This window comes from Delftia sp. WSY_22 (genome assembly GCF_043104185.1).
Taxonomy (GTDB): Bacteria; Pseudomonadota; Gammaproteobacteria; order Burkholderiales; family Burkholderiaceae_C; genus Comamonas; species Comamonas tsuruhatensis.
In genome coordinates this window covers 1-16158 of record NZ_JBICKN010000051.1, presented here as the reverse complement: position 1 = coordinate 16158, position 16158 = coordinate 1, and the positions used below count along the sequence as shown (strand labels likewise).

The 16158-nt window shown below is 62.4% G+C and carries 25 protein-coding genes; 8 read left to right on the top strand and 17 right to left on the bottom strand.

The genetic code is table 11. The annotated features are described in order from the left end of the window. Positions 1 to 268: 268 nt before the first annotated feature. The 5 genes from ACF8NF_RS22370 to ACF8NF_RS22350 all read left to right on the top strand — a co-directional run bounded on the left by ACF8NF_RS22370 (position 269) and on the right by ACF8NF_RS22350 (position 3814). Positions 269 to 586, top strand: coding sequence for a YbeD family protein (locus ACF8NF_RS22370; protein ID WP_016448499.1), 318 nt, complete (start codon positions 269 to 271; stop codon positions 584 to 586). Beyond that, positions 583 to 1308: a lipoyl(octanoyl) transferase LipB gene (gene lipB / locus ACF8NF_RS22365; protein WP_016448500.1), complete on the top strand. Its 726-nt coding sequence runs from the start codon at positions 583 to 585 to the stop codon at positions 1306 to 1308. The genes ACF8NF_RS22370 and lipB overlap by 4 nt, the downstream gene beginning before the upstream one ends. A 10-nt stretch (positions 1309 to 1318) precedes the next feature. Next, on the top strand, positions 1319 to 2299 hold the full coding sequence (lipA, locus tag ACF8NF_RS22360; RefSeq protein ID WP_013800257.1) for a lipoyl synthase: 981 nt from the start codon (positions 1319 to 1321) through the stop codon (positions 2297 to 2299). Between the two features lie 317 nt (positions 2300 to 2616). Next, positions 2617 to 3327 carry a hypothetical protein gene (locus tag ACF8NF_RS22355; protein ID WP_016453562.1) on the top strand — a complete coding sequence of 237 codons (711 nt, stop codon included), beginning with the start codon at positions 2617 to 2619 and terminating at the stop codon, positions 3325 to 3327. 16 nt (positions 3328 to 3343) lie between these two features. Then, positions 3344 to 3814: a hypothetical protein gene (locus ACF8NF_RS22350; RefSeq protein WP_074922623.1), complete on the top strand. Its 471-nt coding sequence runs from the start codon at positions 3344 to 3346 to the stop codon at positions 3812 to 3814. A 311-nt stretch (positions 3815 to 4125) separates the two neighbouring features. On the opposite strand, the gene ptsP is transcribed toward ACF8NF_RS22350, so the two are convergent. From ptsP to ACF8NF_RS22330, 4 genes are all read right to left on the bottom strand, one after another. Beyond that, positions 4126 to 5904 carry a phosphoenolpyruvate--protein phosphotransferase gene (ptsP, locus tag ACF8NF_RS22345; protein ID WP_016453564.1) on the bottom strand — a complete coding sequence of 593 codons (1779 nt, stop codon included), beginning with the start codon at positions 5902 to 5904 and terminating at the stop codon, positions 4126 to 4128. A 117-nt stretch (positions 5905 to 6021) separates the two neighbouring features. Further along, complete coding sequence (locus ACF8NF_RS22340; RefSeq protein WP_016448505.1) at positions 6022 to 6291, bottom strand: HPr family phosphocarrier protein; 270 nt, start codon at positions 6289 to 6291, stop codon at positions 6022 to 6024. Then, complete coding sequence (locus tag ACF8NF_RS22335; protein WP_026061990.1) at positions 6260 to 6721, bottom strand: PTS sugar transporter subunit IIA; 462 nt, start codon at positions 6719 to 6721, stop codon at positions 6260 to 6262. Before ACF8NF_RS22335 ends, ACF8NF_RS22340 begins: the two co-directional genes overlap by 32 nt. Before the next feature lie 118 nt (positions 6722 to 6839). Beyond that, positions 6840 to 7310, bottom strand: a complete 471-nt coding sequence (locus ACF8NF_RS22330; protein WP_392451297.1) for a hypothetical protein — start codon at positions 7308 to 7310, stop codon at positions 6840 to 6842. Positions 7311 to 7585: 275 nt separating this feature from the next. Here ACF8NF_RS22330 and ACF8NF_RS22325 point away from each other — a divergent pair, with 275 nt between their 5' ends. After that, the gene (locus tag ACF8NF_RS22325) at positions 7586 to 8089 is read left to right on the top strand and encodes a TlpA disulfide reductase family protein (protein WP_392451296.1); all 504 of its coding nucleotides are present in this window, start codon (positions 7586 to 7588) and stop codon (positions 8087 to 8089) included. Between the two features lie 63 nt (positions 8090 to 8152). Here ACF8NF_RS22325 and ACF8NF_RS22320 read toward each other — a convergent pair whose 3' ends face one another. Beyond that, positions 8153 to 8599, bottom strand: a complete 447-nt coding sequence (locus ACF8NF_RS22320) for a c-type cytochrome (protein ID WP_392451295.1) — start codon at positions 8597 to 8599, stop codon at positions 8153 to 8155. A 159-nt stretch (positions 8600 to 8758) separates the two neighbouring features. On the opposite strand from ACF8NF_RS22320, the gene ACF8NF_RS22315 reads away from it, so the two are divergent. Beyond that, positions 8759 to 9457, top strand: a complete 699-nt coding sequence (locus ACF8NF_RS22315) for a cytochrome b/b6 domain-containing protein (RefSeq protein WP_244387744.1) — start codon at positions 8759 to 8761, stop codon at positions 9455 to 9457. 65 nt (positions 9458 to 9522) lie between these two features. Further along, positions 9523 to 10014 carry a GNAT family N-acetyltransferase gene (locus ACF8NF_RS22310; RefSeq protein ID WP_016448511.1) on the top strand — a complete coding sequence of 164 codons (492 nt, stop codon included), beginning with the start codon at positions 9523 to 9525 and terminating at the stop codon, positions 10012 to 10014. Positions 10015 to 10122: 108 nt separating this feature from the next. On the opposite strand, the gene ACF8NF_RS22305 is transcribed toward ACF8NF_RS22310, so the two are convergent. The 12 genes from ACF8NF_RS22305 to rpsJ all read right to left on the bottom strand — a co-directional run bounded on the left by ACF8NF_RS22305 (position 10123) and on the right by rpsJ (position 16131). After that, complete coding sequence (locus ACF8NF_RS22305) at positions 10123 to 10629, bottom strand: peroxiredoxin (protein WP_016448512.1); 507 nt, start codon at positions 10627 to 10629, stop codon at positions 10123 to 10125. A gap of 118 nt (positions 10630 to 10747) precedes the next feature. Beyond that, the gene (gene rpsQ, locus ACF8NF_RS22300) at positions 10748 to 11017 is read right to left on the bottom strand and encodes a 30S ribosomal protein S17 (protein ID WP_016448513.1); all 270 of its coding nucleotides are present in this window, start codon (positions 11015 to 11017) and stop codon (positions 10748 to 10750) included. A 13-nt stretch (positions 11018 to 11030) separates the two neighbouring features. Next, positions 11031 to 11228: a 50S ribosomal protein L29 gene (gene rpmC / locus ACF8NF_RS22295; protein WP_012202337.1), complete on the bottom strand. Its 198-nt coding sequence runs from the start codon at positions 11226 to 11228 to the stop codon at positions 11031 to 11033. A gap of 10 nt (positions 11229 to 11238) precedes the next feature. Then, on the bottom strand, positions 11239 to 11655 hold the full coding sequence (rplP, locus tag ACF8NF_RS22290; protein WP_012202336.1) for a 50S ribosomal protein L16: 417 nt from the start codon (positions 11653 to 11655) through the stop codon (positions 11239 to 11241). A gap of 2 nt (positions 11656 to 11657) precedes the next feature. Then, on the bottom strand, positions 11658 to 12530 hold the full coding sequence (gene rpsC / locus ACF8NF_RS22285; protein ID WP_012202335.1) for a 30S ribosomal protein S3: 873 nt from the start codon (positions 12528 to 12530) through the stop codon (positions 11658 to 11660). A 16-nt stretch (positions 12531 to 12546) separates the two neighbouring features. Then, positions 12547 to 12879: a 50S ribosomal protein L22 gene (gene rplV, locus ACF8NF_RS22280; RefSeq protein ID WP_012202334.1), complete on the bottom strand. Its 333-nt coding sequence runs from the start codon at positions 12877 to 12879 to the stop codon at positions 12547 to 12549. A 10-nt stretch (positions 12880 to 12889) separates the two neighbouring features. Beyond that, positions 12890 to 13165, bottom strand: coding sequence for a 30S ribosomal protein S19 (gene rpsS, locus ACF8NF_RS22275; RefSeq protein ID WP_012202333.1), 276 nt, complete (start codon positions 13163 to 13165; stop codon positions 12890 to 12892). 10 nt (positions 13166 to 13175) lie between these two features. Next, positions 13176 to 14000 carry a 50S ribosomal protein L2 gene (rplB, locus tag ACF8NF_RS22270; RefSeq protein WP_012202332.1) on the bottom strand — a complete coding sequence of 275 codons (825 nt, stop codon included), beginning with the start codon at positions 13998 to 14000 and terminating at the stop codon, positions 13176 to 13178. 2 nt (positions 14001 to 14002) lie between these two features. Next, the gene (gene rplW / locus ACF8NF_RS22265) at positions 14003 to 14317 is read right to left on the bottom strand and encodes a 50S ribosomal protein L23 (protein ID WP_012202331.1); all 315 of its coding nucleotides are present in this window, start codon (positions 14315 to 14317) and stop codon (positions 14003 to 14005) included. Then, on the bottom strand, positions 14314 to 14934 hold the full coding sequence (gene rplD, locus ACF8NF_RS22260; protein ID WP_012202330.1) for a 50S ribosomal protein L4: 621 nt from the start codon (positions 14932 to 14934) through the stop codon (positions 14314 to 14316). The genes rplW and rplD overlap by 4 nt, the downstream gene beginning before the upstream one ends. Beyond that, entirely contained in the window at positions 14934 to 15608 is a 675-nt protein-coding gene (rplC, locus tag ACF8NF_RS22255; protein ID WP_012202329.1) for a 50S ribosomal protein L3, read from the bottom strand. Before rplC ends, rplD begins: the two co-directional genes overlap by 1 nt. A gap of 211 nt (positions 15609 to 15819) precedes the next feature. After that, positions 15820 to 16131, bottom strand: a complete 312-nt coding sequence (gene rpsJ, locus ACF8NF_RS22250) for a 30S ribosomal protein S10 (protein WP_003059431.1) — start codon at positions 16129 to 16131, stop codon at positions 15820 to 15822. Positions 16132 to 16158: the final 27 nt, after the last annotated feature.

The following is a 16158-nucleotide window of genomic DNA, read 5'->3' as shown; positions in this document are numbered from 1 at the left end:
AGACCAGACAAGACTTTTTCACAAAGCCTCTGATTATAAGTAAAAACCCCTGCCGAACGATAGGGGTTGTTACGGGCATGCCCAAAACGGAGGCGGCGACCGGGCTGTGTGGCAGCCGGCCAACAGCGCCAGCCTCGCGCCGCAGGCCACTTGTTTGTTGTGTGTGGAGTTCTCGTGGCGGACGACGCGGCAGCCCCGGGCTGCGACATGGCCGCGAACGATAGCGCACAATCGCCTCCAACGCCAAGCGATTAACCTTGATTCACCTATGACCGACGCCTCCACCCCTACCCCCACCCCAGCCACCGAGCCGGGCGCGGACCCGCGCAAGGATTCGCTGATCGAGTACCCGTCGCAGTTCCCCATCAAGGTCATGGGCGTCAAGGCCGAGCATCTGGTGCACGAGATCACCCAGATCGCCCAACGCTTCGACCCTGCCTTTGACGCCAGCACCATTGAATTGCGCCCCAGCAGCAGCGGCAAATACCTGGGCGTCACCGTCACGGTGACGGCGACCAGCCGCGAACAACTCGACGATCTGTACCGCGCCTTCACCTCGCATCCGCTGGTGAAAGTGGTGCTGTGAGCACCCTTGACGCGCAGCAGTCGCAGTCATTGGACCTGCGCCTGCTGGGCCGCACGGACTACGAGGCCACGGTGCAGGCCATGCAGGCCTTCACCAGCCAACGCGATGCCGGCACGCGCGACGAGCTCTGGATCTGCGAGCACGCCCCGCATTTCACACAAGGCCTCGCCGGCAAAAGTGACCACTTGCTGAGCCCTGGCGACATTCCCGTGGTGGCCACCAACCGCGGCGGACAGGTCACCTACCACGGCCCGGGCCAGGTGGTCGCCTATCCCTTGCTGGATCTGCAGCGCCTGGGCTACTTCGTCAAGGAATACGTGTTCCGCATCGAGGATGCGGTCATCCGCACGCTGGAGCATTTCGGCATCACCGGCCACCGCGTGGAAGGCGCCCCCGGCATCTACGTGCGCCTCGACGACCCTCGCAGCCATGCCATGCTGCCCCAGCGCCCGCAACTGCGCGCACCCGGCTCGCCCGCGCCCCAACCCGATTTTTCGGGGCTGGGCAAGATTGCAGCCCTGGGCATCAAGGTCAGCCGGCATTGCACCTATCACGGCGTTGCATTGAACGCCGCCATGGACCTGGAACCCTACGGCCGGATCAACCCTTGCGGCTACGCAGGGCTGCAAACGGTGGACCTTTCTACAATCGGCGTTCAGACAACCTGGGACGAAGCCGCGCGCGTGCTGGGACGACAGTTGCAGCGCCGCCTAGCCCCCTGAATCCAGAACCATGACCACCAACACCGTCGTGCGCGAAGCGCAGTCACAAGCCGAGTACAACCCGCTGGCCAAGCAGAAGGCGGCAGCGAAGCTTTCGCGCATCCCGATCAAGGTCGAGCATGGCGAAGCACTCAAGAAGCCCGAGTGGATTCGCGTCAAGGCGGGCAGCCCCACCACGCGCTTCTACGAGATCAAGGACATCCTGCGCGCCAACAAGCTGCACACGGTCTGCGAGGAAGCCTCCTGCCCCAACATCGGCGAGTGCTTTGGCAAGGGCACGGCCACCTTCATGATCATGGGAGACAAGTGCACGCGCCGCTGCCCGTTCTGCGACGTGGGCCACGGCCGCCCCGACCCGCTGGACACCAACGAGCCGCTCAACCTCGCCAAGACGATTGCCGAGCTGCGCCTGAAATACGTGGTCATCACCAGCGTGGATCGCGACGACCTGCGCGATGGTGGCTCGGGCCACTTCGTCGAGTGCATCAAGAACATCCGCGAGCTCTCGCCGCTGACCCAGATCGAGATCCTGGTGCCCGACTTCCGTGGCCGCGACGACCGTGCGCTGGAAATCCTCAAGGCCGCGCCTCCCGATGTGATGAACCACAACCTGGAGACCGCACCGCGCCTGTACAAGGAAGCGCGTCCCGGCTCGGACTACCAGTTCTCGCTGAACCTGCTCAAGAAGTTCAAGGCCTTGCACCCCAAGGTTCCGACCAAGAGCGGCATCATGGTCGGCCTGGGCGAGACCGATGAGGAAATCCTGCAGGTCATGCGCGACATGCGTGCGCATGACATCGACATGCTGACCATCGGCCAATACCTGGCACCCAGCAACAGCCACCTGCCGGTGCGTCGCTACGTGCACCCCGACACCTTCAAGATGTTCGAGGAAGAGGCGTACAAGATGGGTTTCACGCATGCAGCCGTGGGCGCCATGGTGCGCTCGAGCTACCACGCGGACCAGCAGGCACACGCCGCCGGCGTCTGAGCCGGCGATGGCCGCCTGCTTGCAGGGCGGCCTTCTTCACGCACTTCGGGGATGGCCTTTGCAGGCCATCCCCTTTTTCATGTCTGGAGGCATGGCATTCAGGCGCCGGTTTTGACCTGAATACACATTCAGCAACAAACAATCGATGCCATGTGTCACCGGCATCTCGGTTGATGAATTTCCCGATCTCTTTATGATGCCGATTTTCCGAATGCTTTCTGCATTCAAAAAAATCCGAACGACCCCGGAATGCGGCTCAACGACATGAAATCCAGGACTTCGGGCGTTCGGGCGCCGATCCATTGACAAAGGGATAAATGCATATGGCCAATGACGAGCAAAAGGACCGTGCAGCATTCGATGCCGCCATACAGGCACTGAAAGCAGAGGTTGCCAATGCCGGGGTGCATCTCTCGCTGGACTCATCTGCACGCCTGGCCTATGCCCGACAGATTCAGGCCATGGCCAACGAGCTTCAGTTGCAGGCCACGAGCGGTCGCATCACCTGGGGACAGGCTGCACAACAGGCCCAGGAGGCGCGCAATGTCATCATGGAGATCATCCGAGGCCGCAGCACCCCCGTGGGCAGAGCCATGGCGCAACGCATCAAGAGCGAGGGCAAGACGCTCAATGAGCTGATTGCCCGCAAGGCCCAGCAATTGCACGGCCCCAACGTGCGGTTCGATCGCCTCACGGCGGTCCAGCAAAACGCCGTGTATGGCGAAATCGTCAAATCCGCCGGCAAGTCCAATGCCGCCATCACCCAGAGAATGCGCACGCTCTCCCGGGCAGGACGCGGCCTCCTGGTCTTCTCTATTGCGGTATCGGTCTACACCATCGCCAACGCAGACAACAAGGTGGAGGCCGCCGGCAAGGAATTGGCCGTCACAGGTGCCGGGATCGGTGGAGGCATGGCAGGTGGTGCCCTGGCCGGGCTGGCCTGCGGGCCCGGGGCACCTGCCTGCGTGGTGGTCGGCGCTTTTGTCGGCGGGGCACTGGCTGCCATAGGCGTCGAATTCCTCTGGTGACACTTCAGGACAACAGATGCGCATCCTCTCCGACCGGCAGTTGTCACTGCAGCCCGCCGCATCCCATCCTGCAGGGCAGGTACCGCAAAGCCGCCTGGTGCTCAACGGGAATGCAACGCCCATTCTGGTGGACGGCACCATTCTCGAGGCAGCCTTTCAATGGAACGACCTCTACCTTCTGTTCACCACCGATGACACGCCCATGGAGGAGATGCTGCGGATCACGCTGCTCGACGAGAATTTGCAGGCACTCGACAAGGCCGTGATAGGCAGCATGTATTCCACGGGCAGCTTCTCGTTGCTGCCATCGGACGAACGATCGCTGGTGCGATTTCGATTCATGGGAAATACGGACTGGAGTGTCGAAATCCTGCAGGAACCTGGATTCCGGCTGCCATTTCTTGGCGATCCGCGCGCCGTCACGCGCCCCCTGGGGTTTTCGCGGCGCTTTGTCGTGCGAGGCCATCCTGAGCCGGAAAACAACTGATGCCGACGCAGTTGAAGGCAATAAAAAAGCAGGGCCAACGTGCATGCCCTGCTTGAATTGAATGCAATCGTGCTTTCCCGTTCCACGTAGAAAAAAAGCCTGGCTAACCGGCAGACCGCTGGCTGGCAAACCGACTTGCTGCAGGCTGAACAGGCCTGGCGAGTCGCCCCACGATGAAACTGAAAAAGCTTGCAGCTCGAATTCCCCACCAGAGAGCTTCTTGCTGCATTGGAGCGGATCATAACATCGAATGAGAATCAATCGCAACTGAAGTTGTGATTTTTTTGCCTCGCGCCTTCACTTGACCGAAGTCATGGGCTCAGCAGCGCTGCCGGGCTGTCCGAACGAAGGACTTCCTGCGCCCAGGCGGCCAGCTTGCGTGTGTCGGCACGCAAGATTTCCTGCTTGACGACCAGGATCTGCGCCGGATGCATGGAAAAGCTGCGCAGGCCCAGGCCCAGCAGCAGGCGCGTCATGGCCACATCGCCGGCGGTCTCCCCGCAGACACAGACGCTCTTGCCTTGCGCCCTTCCTTCGGCGATCACATCCGCCACCAGCTTGAGCACGGCGGGATGCAGGGGATCGTAGAGATGGGCCACGGTCTCGTCGGCGCGGTCGATGGCCAGCGTGTACTGGATCAGGTCGTTGGTGCCGATGGACAGGAAGTCGAAATAGCGCAGGAAGGTGCGCACGATCAGCGCTGCCGCAGGCACCTCGATCATGGCGCCCAGCTTGACCGGGCCGTGCGCCACGCCGCGCGCGTCAAGCTCGCTTTGCGCCAACCTCACCTGGGCCAGGGTCTGCTCGATCTCGCTTTGGTGGGCCAGCATGGGGAACAGCAGATGGATCTGCCCATGCGCGGCAGCACGCAGGATGGCGCGCAGCTGGGTGCGGAACATGGCCGGATCGGCCAGGCTCCAGCGGATGGCGCGCAGACCCAGCGCGGGGTTCAGGTAGTAGTCCTTGGGCTGGGCCTTGTCCAGCGGCTTGTCGGCGCCCACGTCCAGCGTGCGAATGGTCACGGGCATGCCCTGCATTCCATCCACGGCTTCGCGGTAGGCCCGGTATTGCTCTTCCTCGCCGGGCAGGTTGCCGCCACGCCCCATGAACAGGAATTCCGTGCGGAATAGCCCCACGCCCACCGCGCCCGCATGCACGGCCGCAGGCCCGTCGCCGGGCTGCTCGATGTTGGCCAGCAGCTCGATACGCTCTCCGTCCAGCGTCAGCGCAGGCGTGTGGCGCAGGCGCGAGAGGCGCTCGCGCTCGAGCTCGTTCTGGCGCTGGCGAAAGCCATATTCGGCCAGGATGATGGGTGAGGGATCGACGATGACGACCCCTGCATTGCCGTCGATGATGATCCAGTCGTCCTGGCGGATCAGTTGCCCCGCAGCCCGGGCGCCGACCACGGCAGGAATGTCCATGCTGCGCGCCACGATGGCCGTGTGCGAAGTGCGGCCGCCCACGGCCGTGATGAAGCCGGCAAACAACCGGCTCTTGAACTGCAGCATGTCCACTGGCGACAGGTCCTGCGCCACCAGAACCAGCGGCGCCTCGGTGGCGCCATCGAGCAGCAGCGGCTGCTGCGGCGGCGTGCCCTCCCCCGTTGCCTCGACTGCCAACAGCTCGGCCGGTGCGGGCACGGGGCTGGCCATGCCCTTCATATGGCGCAGGATGCGCTCGACCACCTGCTCGAGGTCCGCCTTGCGCTCGCGCAGGTATTCGTCCTCCATCTCGTCGAACTGGCGCGAGACGACCTCCAGTTGCGTGGTCAGCGCCCATTCGGCGTTGTAGAGGCGATCGGATATCCAGTGCTTGATGGCGGCGGCCAGGGCCTCGTCCTGCAAAAGCAGCAGGTGGACGTCGAGCAAGGCATCCAGCTCGCCCGGCGCATCCTTGGGCATTTCATCCTGCAGGCGGCGCAGCTCGTCGATGACGGCATTGCGCGCACTGCGGGCGCGGTCGATTTCCGCGTCCACCTGGTCGGGCCGGATGAAGTAGTGCACCACCTCCATGCGGCTGGAGGCCACCACCACCGCACGCCCTATGGCGATACCCCGTGACACGGCCAGTCCGTGGATTGCAAACGTCATTGCGCCTGTCCTTTGCCTGCTGCTGCGCAGGCCCCGGACCGTCGCAATGCGGCATCGTCCAGTTCCAGCGCGTGTTGCTCTGTTGCGCTCACCGTCTGCCAGCGCCGCAAAGGCACATTACTGGCCTTCGCCAAACTTGTCGTTGATCAGGGCGGTCAGCGCATCCATGGCTTCCTGCTCCTGTGCTCCGTCGGTCTCCAGCAGCACCTCGGAGCCCATGCCGGCAGCCAGCATCATCACGCCCATGATGCTCTTGGCATTGATGCGCCGCTCGCCCTTGCTCATCCAGACTTCGCAGGGAAAGCTGCCTGCAAGCTTGGTGAGCTTGGCAGAGGCGCGGGCGTGCAGGCCCAGTTTATTGCTGATGGTGATAGGGGTCTTGATCATTGGATGGTCGCGGACTCTGGTTCTGAGGCGTGTTCACGCCCACCTGCATCACCCCATGGCTGCCTCCCGCCAAGGCACGCTCGGCCACGGCTTCCAGCGCCTCGTGGCGATAGCCTATGGAGCGCAGCAGCATGGGCAAGTTCACTCCGGCCACCAGCCGCCCGGCAGGCAGTTGCGCCACAAGGCGCTGCGCCACGTTGCAGGGCGTCGCACCAAAGAGGTCGGTCAGCACCAGCGTGGGCAGCCCCAGCAGGCCGCCATGGTCTTCAAGCAACTGCTCGGCACGCATCAGGGTGGCCTCGGGCGGCTCCTGAGCGGGCACATCCAGGGCAAGGACGTCCTCGGCACTGTCGGCGAACACATGCAGGGCGCATTCGCGCAGTGCCTGGGCCAAAGGTGCGTGGGTGAACAAAAGGATGCGCGTGGTCATGAAGTCACAGGGTTCGGAGTCGATTATGGCGTGCGAAGGCGCATGCAGGGCAAACGGCGCGCCTGCGCTGCGCTCCATGCCACAGTTGCCTCCCGCATCCGTGGCTCCAAACCTGTTGCTACTGCAGTTGCAGGCTGGCGAAGAAGTTGTTGGCCTCGTCTGTGCGCGGCTTGTCGCTGTAGATCACGGCATGGTAGAGGCGCGCGCCCGCCGGCTCCATTCGTGCAAACCACACGCCATGGGCCGTGAGCTTCCAGCCCTGGGGGCCCACGCCTTCAAACGTGGTGCGCAGCGACTGCGGCAGATTGAAGGCGCCTGCAGGCACGAAGGAGCCATCTTCCTTGGAGCGCAATTGCTTGGCGCCGGCCGGCGCCTGTCCCGGCGCACCCGGATTCATCTGACCGAGCACGGCCGCCTGCCAGTACGACAGCATCTCGGCGGCCCTGGAGGGCTCGCTGACCAGGAAGTGGGAAACCGCGTAGGTGGACGCATCGGCGTCGCATCCCATCATGGACATCTGCACCGTGCCCATGCCCTGGCCCAGTTCCACCGGCCGGGTGGCCGATTGCGGATCGCAAGGCAAAAGCACACGCAGTGGCGTGCCCTCGACCGCAACCTGCCGCCAATCCAGCCGGGGACTGCATGCGGCCAAGGGCGTCAACACCAGCACAGCGGCAGCAAGCCGCATGGCAGGAGCGCGGAGCCTTGCCATGGGGATCAAAAAGCTTTCCATCAATGTCATGCCGGCATTATCGACACGGCCCGCTTGACCGAGACCCGAACTTTTGCCCTTGCCGCGCATCGAAACGCGGTGCACGGCATGCGTGCAGGCCTACGGGCACAACTTTGGGCACAATCGTCGCTATGGCAAGCAAACATTGGATCGTAGGCGTGGTGATCGCCGCAGCCGCCGGAATGGGCGCATGGGTGTATTCGGGCGCAGGCCAGACGGCGGCGCCGCAATCGACCTTCGTGCTGCTGGATGGCAGCAAGCAGACCACGGCCGATTTCAAGGGCAAGGTGACGCTGGTCAATTTCTGGGCCACCAGCTGCACCACCTGCGTGGCCGAGATGCCGGAGATCGTCGCCACCCACCAGAAATTCCAGGGCCAGGGCTTCGAGACCCTGGCCGTGGCCATGAGCTACGACCCGCCCAGCTATGTGGTGAACTTCGCCGATTCGCGCAAGCTGCCGTTCAAGGTGGCGCTGGACAACACCGGCGCCGTGGCCCGCGCCTGGGGTGATGTGCAGCTGACGCCCACCACCTACATCGTCAACAAGCGCGGCGACATCGTGAAGCGCTATGTGGGAGCGCCTGACTTCGCCGAGTTGCACCGGCTGATCGAGAAACTGCTGGCCGAAGCCTGATACGGCGCAGGCAAGCCCAGAAAAAACCGGCATCACGCCGGTTTTTTTGCATCTGCATGCCGATCAGCGGCTGCGGAAGCTGTCGTGGCAGGCCTTGCAGCTGGCAGCGGCCGGGCCGAAGGCCGCCTTGAGCTGGTCCAGGTTGCCGGACTTGGCCGCAGCCGCGAGCTTGACCGTCTCGGCCTGCATCTTCTCCGACAGATCCTGGAACTTGGCCTGCTCCTTCCAGATTTCAGGCTTGGCCTTTCCACCCTCCGTGCCTGCGCCGAAACCTGCCCAGGGCAGCTTGGCCATGAAGGCCACCACCTCGGCGTTTTCCTGGGCCGCCTTGGCATCGAAGGGGATCTTTCCGTTCGCCATGGCGCCCAGGCGCCCGAAATGCTGGCCCAGCACGGCGAGCGCGCCCTGGCGGTACTTGATGGCGTCCTCGGACTTGGCAAACTGGGCGGAAGCCGGCAGCGCGGTAGCGGCCACCAGGGCGGCCAGCGCCAATGCAGAAACTTTCTTCATCGTGGTTTTCCTTTTCGAGTGTGGGGAAATCTGCCGGGCCAGTATGGCAGTGACGCCTTGCGGGCGCAGCTTTGATTGACCGCAGCCAGGGTGCATTGACTGCCGGCTCCGGAATGCAGGTCGGCACAATGCACTCATTCCCACCCACACGCTCATGCCATGGCACAAGAACCGACCGCACAAGGCGCCGCCAAGCACAAGGTCCGCATCTGGGACCTGCCCACCCGGCTGTTTCACTGGCTGCTGGCCGCAACCGTGATTGCCCTGGTCGTGACGGCCAAACTGGGCGGCAATGCCATGAACTGGCATCTGCTGCTGGGCCATGCCATGCTGGCCTTGCTGCTGTTTCGCCTGTTGTGGGGCCTGGTGGGTGGCCGCTGGTCGCGCTTTGCCAGCTTCATCCATGCACCTTCCGCCCTGCTGCGCCATCTGCGCGGGCAAGGAGCGGAGAGCGACAGCGCAGGCCACAGCCCGTTGGGCGCTCTGTCCGTGCTGGCCATGCTGGCGGTGCTGATCGCCCAGGTAGGCAGCGGATTGCTCAGCGATGACGAGATTGCGTTCTCCGGGCCGCTGAGCCGCTTCGCATCGGGCGACACGGTGGCGCAGGCCACGGCCTATCACGCGCATTGGGGACAGTATTTGCTGTACGCACTGGTGGCCCTGCATCTTCTGGCCATCGTGTTCTATGCCTGGCGAGGGCGCGGCCTGGTGCGAGCCATGGTGACCGGGGACAAACAGTTGTCCGCGCCAGTCCCCGCCTCACGCGACACGGCAGGCAGCCGTTGGCTGGCCTTGGCCCTGGCCTTCGGGGCAGGCGCCGCGGCATGGTGGGTACAGCAGCTTGGTGGCGCTTTCTGACGGCGCAGCCAGAGGTGGGCCGCTTGCCGCTACACTGCGCTTTCCGTCGTTTTAGCTGAGTGCCCGTGGACAAGCCTGCTGTCGCCTTGCTGGCGCCGAATCCCGCGGAAGACTGGGACGAAGTCCGCCAGATCTTCCGGGAGTACGCTGCAAGCCTGGATGTCGATCTGCAATTTCAAGATTTCGAGGCCGAGATCGCCGATCTGCCCGGCGACTACGCTGCGCCGCGCGGCCACATCCTGCTGGCCAGGGTCGATGGCGCAGTGGCCGGCTGCTGCGCCCTGCGCCCCCTGGACAACTGCGACTACGCCAATGCCGCCGAGATGAGGCGCCTGTTCGTGCGCAAGGCCTTTCGCGGTTTCGGACTGGGTCGGCAGCTGGCCGAAGCCATGCTTGATGTGGCGCGCCAGGCCGGCTATGACCATGTGCTGCTGGACACGCTGGACGACATGGAATCGGCCCGCGCCCTCTACGTCGACCTGGGCTTCGAGGAAATCCCGCCCTACTATCACAACCCCATCGCGGGGGCGCACTACCTCAAGGCCGATATTTTCTAGGCCGGCCTGGCTGAACCAACGCCCCCAATACAAAAAAGGCATTGCACCCGGGTGCAATGCCTTTTTTCGCAATAGCGCGGTGCGCAGGCCAGAAGGCCTGCAGCGCGATCAGGCCTTGGCCTGGCCCAGCAAAGTGGCCGCGTCGCTGACCTCGAACTTGCCAGGGCCTTCCACGTTCAGCGTGACGACCTTGCCGTCCTTGACCAGCATGGAATAGCGGTTGCTGCGCAGGCCCAGGCCCTTGCCGTTCAGATCCAGCGTCAGGCCGGTGGCCTTGGCGAATGCGGCGTCGCCGTCGGCCAGCATGCGCACCTTGCCATCGGTCTTCTGGTCGCGGGCCCATGCGCCCATCACGAAGGCGTCGTTGACCGACAGGCACCAGATCTCGTCCACGCCGGCCGCCTTGAAGGCTTCGGCCTGCTCCACGAAGCCGGGCACATGCTTGGCCGAGCAGGTGGGAGTGAATGCACCGGGCACGGCGAAGACCGCGATGGTCTTGCCTGCAGCGGCTTCGGGCAGCTTCACGGGGTTGGGGCCGATGCTGCAGCCATTGCCTTCGACTTCCACGTATTCCATCAGGGTGGCAGCGGGCAGGGCATCTCCGACTTTGATCATCTCTATCTCCTTTGTGGTGCAAAACCGGGGGCCGCCGAAATGGCGGTCCCCAAACGAAAAAACGACCCACATTGTGGGTCGTTTCCTGTGGCTTTGCAGCCGGTGGGCCTAGGTAGGCTTACACCAGAGCAGCCTTTTGCACCAAGCGGGTAGCAACCCAGTTCTTGGTCTTGGACAGCGGGCGGCTTTCCGTGATTTCGATCACGTCGCCCAGCTTGTACTCACCTTGCTCGTCGTGAGCGTGGTACTTGCTGGACTTGATCATGATCTTGTCATAGATCGGGTGCTTGACGCGGCGTTCAACCATGACCGTCACGGTCTTGGCACGCTTGTCGCTGACCACCTTGCCAATCAAGGTGCGCTTGAGGGATTTTTTAGCTTCCGTCATGTCGGCTTCCTGATTACTTGGCGGCTTGCTTTTCAGCAAGGATGGTCTTGGCGCGGGCGATGTCACGGCGCGTGGTACGCAGCGTGTTCGTGTTACCCAGCTGTTGCGTGGCCTTCTGCATACGCAGACCAAAGTGAGCCTTTTGCAGGGACTTCACTTCGGCTTCCAGGCCGGCAACGTCTTTTTGGCGGAGTTCAGCAGCTTTCGTCATGTTGTTCTCCTTAGGCACCAATTTGACGGGACACGAAGGTCGTACGCAGCGGCAGCTTTGCAGCGGCCAGGCGGAACGCTTCACGAGCCAGCTCTTCAGGGACGCCCACGATTTCGTAGAGCACCTTGCCGGGCTGGATTTCGGCCACGTAGTACTCGGGGTTGCCCTTACCGTTACCCATACGAACTTCTGCGGGCTTGGTAGAGATTGGCTTGTCCGGGAACACGCGGATCCAGATACGACCGCCGCGCTTGACGTGACGCGAGATCGCGCGGCGAGCCGCTTCGATCTGACGTGCCGTCAGGCGACCACGGTCAGTGGACTTCAGGCCGAAGTCACCGAAAGCAACGGAGTTACCACGCGTTGCAATACCGGTGTTGCGACCCTTTTGCTCCTTGCGGTATTTGCGGCGAGCAGGTTGCAGCATCTTTATTCTCCTTTACCGTCCGCTGCTGTAGCGGGCGCGTCAGTCTTGCGAACGCGCTTAACGGAATCAGCGCCAGCGCCGGCGGGCTTGTCGCTGCCGTCTGCAGGTGCTGCGTTAGCGCCTGCGGGGCGGCGGGCACCACGGCCAGCACCGTCACGACGACCATCGCCGCGACCATCGCGGCGGGGGCCGCGAGGACGACGCTCTTCTTCGGGGCGGGGGGTCTCGGCTGCCGGCAGGTCGTTACGACCCAGCGTGTCACCCTTGTAGACCCAGACCTTCACACCGATCACACCGTAGGTCGTCTTGGCTTCGGAGAAGCCATAGTCGATGTCGGCGCGCAGCGTGTGAAGTGGCACACGGCCTTCGCGGTACCACTCGCAGCGTGCAATTTCGATACCGTTCAGACGGCCCGAAGACATGATCTTGATGCCTTGGGCACCCAGACGCATGGCGTTTTGCATCGCACGCTTCATGGCGCGGCGGAACATGATGCGCTTTTCGAGCTGCTGGCAGATCGAGTCGGCGATCAGCTTGGCATCGATTTCAGGCTTGCGCACTTCTTCGATGTTCACAGCCACGGGCACGCCCAGACGGGTTGCGAGTTCCTTCTTCAGGTTCTCGATGTCCTCGCCCTTCTTGCCGATCACGACACCAGGACGTGCCGAGAAGATCGTGATGCGGGCGTTCTTTGCAGGACGCTCGATCAGGATGCGCGACACGGCGGCGTTCTTCAGCTTGGCCTTCAGGAACTCGCGCACCTTGATGTCTTCGGCCAGCATGCCGGCGAAGTCGCGGTTGCTTGCGTACCAACGGCTGGCCCAGTTGCGGCTAACAGCCAGGCGGAAGCCGGTAGGATGGATTTTCTGTCCCATATTCTTCCCAGGCCTTTCAGTTGCCAACCGTCACGTACACGTGGCACGTGGGCTTGCTGATGCGATTGCCGCGGCCCTTTGCACGCGCGGTGAAGCGCTTGAGCGTGGTGCCTTGTTCGACGAAGATGGTCTTGACCTTCAGTTCGTCGATGTCGGCGCCGTCGTTGTGCTCGGCGTTGGCGATGGCGGACTCGAGCACCTTCTTGATGATCACGGCAGCTTTTTTCTGCGTGAACGTCAGGATGTTCAGGGCTTGGTCCACTTTCTTGCCGCGGATCAGGTCCGCGACCAGGCGACCCTTGTCCACAGACAGGCGGACGCCACGGAGAACAGCACGTGTTTCAGACATGTTCTATTCCTTACTTCTTGGCTTTTTTGTCCGCCGGGTGACCCTTGAAGGTACGGGTCAGCGCGAATTCGCCGAGCTTGTGGCCGACCATCTGGTCAGTCACATACACGGGCACGTGCTGCTTGCCGTTGTGCACGGCAATGGTCAGACCGATGAACTCGGGCAGAACCATGGAGCGACGCGACCAGGTCTTGACGGGCTTCTTGTCCTTGGTGGCGACGGCCTTCTCGGCCTTTGCCAGCAAGTGATGGTCAACAAACGGACCCTTTTTAAGAGAACGAGTCATTTGCTACCCTTTACTTCTTACGACGCGACACAATCATCGACTGCGTGCGCTTGTTGTTACGGGTACGGTAGCCCTTCGTCAGGTTGCCCCATGGGTCAACAGCGTGACGACCTTCACCGGTCTTGCCTTCACCACCACCGTGCGGGTGATCGACAGGGTTCATCACCACGCCGCGAACGGTCGGGCGGATACCCATCCAGCGCTTCACACCGGCCTTGCCCAGACGGCGCAGGCTGTGCTCTTCGTTGGCGACTTCACCGATGGTCGCGCGGCATTCGATGTGCACCTTGCGCACTTCGCCGGAACGCATACGCACTTGGGCGTAGATGCCTTCACGGGCCAGCAGCGTAGCCGACGTACCTGCCGAACGGGCGATCTGCGCGCCAGCGCCGATCTTCAGTTCGATGCAGTGGATGGTCGAACCCACGGGGATGTTGCGGATCGGCAGGGTGTTGCCCACGCGGATCGGGGCTTCCGAACCGCTGACGATCGTTGCGCCGACTTCCAGGTTGCGCGGAGCAATGATGTAGCGACGCTCGCCGTCGGCATAGCACACCAGAGCGATGTGGGCCGTACGGTTGGGGTCGTACTCAATGCGCTCGACCTTGGCGGGGATGCCGTCCTTGGTGCGCTTGAAGTCCACCACGCGATAGTGGTGCTTGTGGCCACCGCCCTTGTGACGGGTGGTGATGTGACCGTTGTTGTTACGGCCCGACTTCTGGTGCTGAGGCTCCAGCAGGGGGGCGAAACCTGCACCCTTGTGCAGATGGTCACGCGTGACCTTGACCGTGCCGCGTTGGCCGGGGGTCGTCGGTTTGAGCTTGATAACAGCCATGATTACGCAGCCTCCCCGGACAGGTTCAGCTCTTGACCGGGCTTGAGCATCACGTAGGCCTTGCGAACGTGGTCGCGGCGGCCGGTGGTCTTGCCAAAGCGCTTGGTCTTGCCCTTGATGTTCACCACGGAGACACCAGCAACTTCCACCTTGAACATCAGTTCCACGGCGGCCTTGATTTCATGCTTGGTGGCGCTCTGCAGCACCTTGAACGTCACGGCGTTGGACTTCTCTGCAACCATGGTGGCCTTTTCGGACACGATGGGAGCAACCAACACCTGCATCAGACGACCTTCGTCAAACTTGAGCGTGCTCATTCGAACATCTCCTTGAGTTTGTCGATCGCACCCTTGGTGACGAGCACTTTCTTGTAGTGCACCAGCGACACGGGGTCGGCGTAGCGCGGCTCGACCACGAACACGTTCTTCAGATTGCGGGAAGCCAGGTACAGGTTCTCGTCGACTTCTTCAGCGATCACCATGACCGATTCCAGGTTCATGGCCTTGAACTTGTCGGCCAGCACCTTGGTCTTGGGGCTTTCGAGCTTGAGCGAGTCCACCACGGCCAGACGGCCTTCGCGGGCCAGCTGCGACAGGATGGCAACCATGCCGGCGCGGTACATCTTCTTGTTGATCTTCTGCGTGAAGTTTTCTTCAGGCAGATTCGGGAAGATGCGGCCGCCGCCACGCCACAGAGGCGAGGAGGACATACCGGCACGAGCACGGCCGGTGCCCTTTTGCTTGAACGGCTTGGCGGTCGTGTGACGAACCTGCTCGCGGTCCTTCTGAGCGCGAGTGCCCTGGCGTGCGTTGGCACGGTAGGCGATCACGATCTGGTGGACGAGGTCTTCGTTGAATTCACGGCCGAAAACAGTCTCGGGCGCATCAAACTTGGATGCGGCCTGGCCTTGTTCATTCAGGAGTTCGAGCTGCATTAGTTCGCTCCCTTGGAAGCTTTGGCCTTGATGGCGGGGCGCACCGTCACGAAGCCACCCTTGGAGCCCGGAACAGCGCCCTTGATCAAGAGCAGTTGGCGTGCTTCGTCAATGCGAACCACGTCGAGATTTTGGGTGGTGATGGTTTCATCGCCCATGTGGCCGGTCATCTTCTTGCCCGGGAACACGCGACCTGGATCCTGGGCCATCGAGATGGAGCCGGGAACATTGTGCGAACGGCTGTTGCCGTGCGAGGCGCGCTGCGAGCGGAAGTTGTGACGCTTGATGGTGCCGGCGAAGCCCTTACCGATGGAAGTGCCTTGCACGTCCACCTTCTGGCCCACCGAGAACAGCTCGGCGACGGGCAGGACGGAGCCTGCGGCGTACTTGCCAGCGGTTTCTTCGGTCACGCGGAATTCACCCATCACTTCACCGGCTTCGACACCTGCCTTGGCAAGGTGGCCGGCTTCTGGCTTGGTCACGCGAGATGCCTTGCGCGAACCGAAAGTGACCTGCAGGGCCACGTAGCCATCGTTCTCTTGGGTTTTGACCTGAGTCACGCGGTTGTTCGACACATCCACCACTGTGACAGGCACTGCGTCCCCATCATCAGTGAACAGACGCATCATGCCCACCTTGCGACCCAGCAACCCGAGGGAGTTGCTCAGACTCATTTGTTTGCTCCAAAACTTCCGCCGCTGAAACTGCAATTGGCCCAGCGTTGCGCTCCCGCCCCAGATGTCCAAGGCCTTGCGCACGAAAGAAGGTTGATAAAACTTCGCTCAAGAAAGGCGAAGCCCCAAATTTTAACGCGAACTGCCTTTTCAAGCAAGTTCGCGTTAAATCAAAGCCCTTCAACGGCCCCGCAAGGGGCCTGTGAAGTACTTATTGCAGCTTGATCTCGACGTCCACACCTGCGGGCAGGTCCAGCTTCATCAGAGCGTCAACCGTCTTGTCAGTCGGGTCAACGATGTCCATCAGGCGCTGGTGAGTGCGGATTTCGAACTGGTCGCGACTGGTCTTGTTGACGTGCGGCGAGCGCAGGATGTCGAAGCGCTTCATGCGTGTCGGCAGGGGCACGGGACCCTTGACGATGGCGCCGGTGCGCTTGGCAGTGTCAACGATTTCAGCAGCCGACTGGTCGATCAGCTTGTAGTCAAACGCCTTCAGGCGGATGCGGATTTTTTGCTTGGACATTGTGTATTCCTAGTTTTCTAAGAATTA

Bases quoted from the DNA above. Each gene is read 5' to 3' on its own strand.
- ACF8NF_RS22370 (WP_016448499.1), top strand. From the start codon at position 269: ATGACCGACGCCTCCACCCCTACCCCCACCCCAGCCACCGAGCCGGGC.
- lipA (WP_013800257.1), top strand. From the start codon at position 1,319: ATGACCACCAACACCGTCGTGCGCGAAGCGCAGTCACAAGCCGAGTAC.
- ACF8NF_RS22355 (WP_016453562.1), top strand. From the start codon at position 2,617: ATGCATATGGCCAATGACGAGCAAAAGGACCGTGCAGCATTCGATGCC.
- ACF8NF_RS22350 (WP_074922623.1), top strand. From the start codon at position 3,344: ATGCGCATCCTCTCCGACCGGCAGTTGTCACTGCAGCCCGCCGCATCC.
- ptsP (WP_016453564.1), bottom strand. From the start codon at position 5,904: ATGACGTTTGCAATCCACGGACTGGCCGTGTCACGGGGTATCGCCATA.
- ACF8NF_RS22340 (WP_016448505.1), bottom strand. From the start codon at position 6,291: ATGATCAAGACCCCTATCACCATCAGCAATAAACTGGGCCTGCACGCC.
- ACF8NF_RS22335 (WP_026061990.1), bottom strand. From the start codon at position 6,721: ATGACCACGCGCATCCTTTTGTTCACCCACGCACCTTTGGCCCAGGCA.
- ACF8NF_RS22325 (WP_392451296.1), top strand. From the start codon at position 7,586: ATGGCAAGCAAACATTGGATCGTAGGCGTGGTGATCGCCGCAGCCGCC.
- ACF8NF_RS22320 (WP_392451295.1), bottom strand. From the start codon at position 8,599: ATGAAGAAAGTTTCTGCATTGGCGCTGGCCGCCCTGGTGGCCGCTACC.
- ACF8NF_RS22315 (WP_244387744.1), top strand. From the start codon at position 8,759: ATGGCACAAGAACCGACCGCACAAGGCGCCGCCAAGCACAAGGTCCGC.
- ACF8NF_RS22305 (WP_016448512.1), bottom strand. From the start codon at position 10,629: ATGATCAAAGTCGGAGATGCCCTGCCCGCTGCCACCCTGATGGAATAC.
- rpsQ (WP_016448513.1), bottom strand. From the start codon at position 11,017: ATGACGGAAGCTAAAAAATCCCTCAAGCGCACCTTGATTGGCAAGGTG.
- rpmC (WP_012202337.1), bottom strand. From the start codon at position 11,228: ATGACGAAAGCTGCTGAACTCCGCCAAAAAGACGTTGCCGGCCTGGAA.
- rplP (WP_012202336.1), bottom strand. From the start codon at position 11,655: ATGCTGCAACCTGCTCGCCGCAAATACCGCAAGGAGCAAAAGGGTCGC.
- rpsC (WP_012202335.1), bottom strand. From the start codon at position 12,530: ATGGGACAGAAAATCCATCCTACCGGCTTCCGCCTGGCTGTTAGCCGC.
- rplV (WP_012202334.1), bottom strand. From the start codon at position 12,879: ATGTCTGAAACACGTGCTGTTCTCCGTGGCGTCCGCCTGTCTGTGGAC.
- rpsS (WP_012202333.1), bottom strand. From the start codon at position 13,165: ATGACTCGTTCTCTTAAAAAGGGTCCGTTTGTTGACCATCACTTGCTG.
- rplB (WP_012202332.1), bottom strand. From the start codon at position 14,000: ATGGCTGTTATCAAGCTCAAACCGACGACCCCCGGCCAACGCGGCACG.
- rplW (WP_012202331.1), bottom strand. From the start codon at position 14,317: ATGAGCACGCTCAAGTTTGACGAAGGTCGTCTGATGCAGGTGTTGGTT.
- rplD (WP_012202330.1), bottom strand. From the start codon at position 14,934: ATGCAGCTCGAACTCCTGAATGAACAAGGCCAGGCCGCATCCAAGTTT.
- rplC (WP_012202329.1), bottom strand. From the start codon at position 15,608: ATGAGTCTGAGCAACTCCCTCGGGTTGCTGGGTCGCAAGGTGGGCATG.
- rpsJ (WP_003059431.1), bottom strand. From the start codon at position 16,131: ATGTCCAAGCAAAAAATCCGCATCCGCCTGAAGGCGTTTGACTACAAG.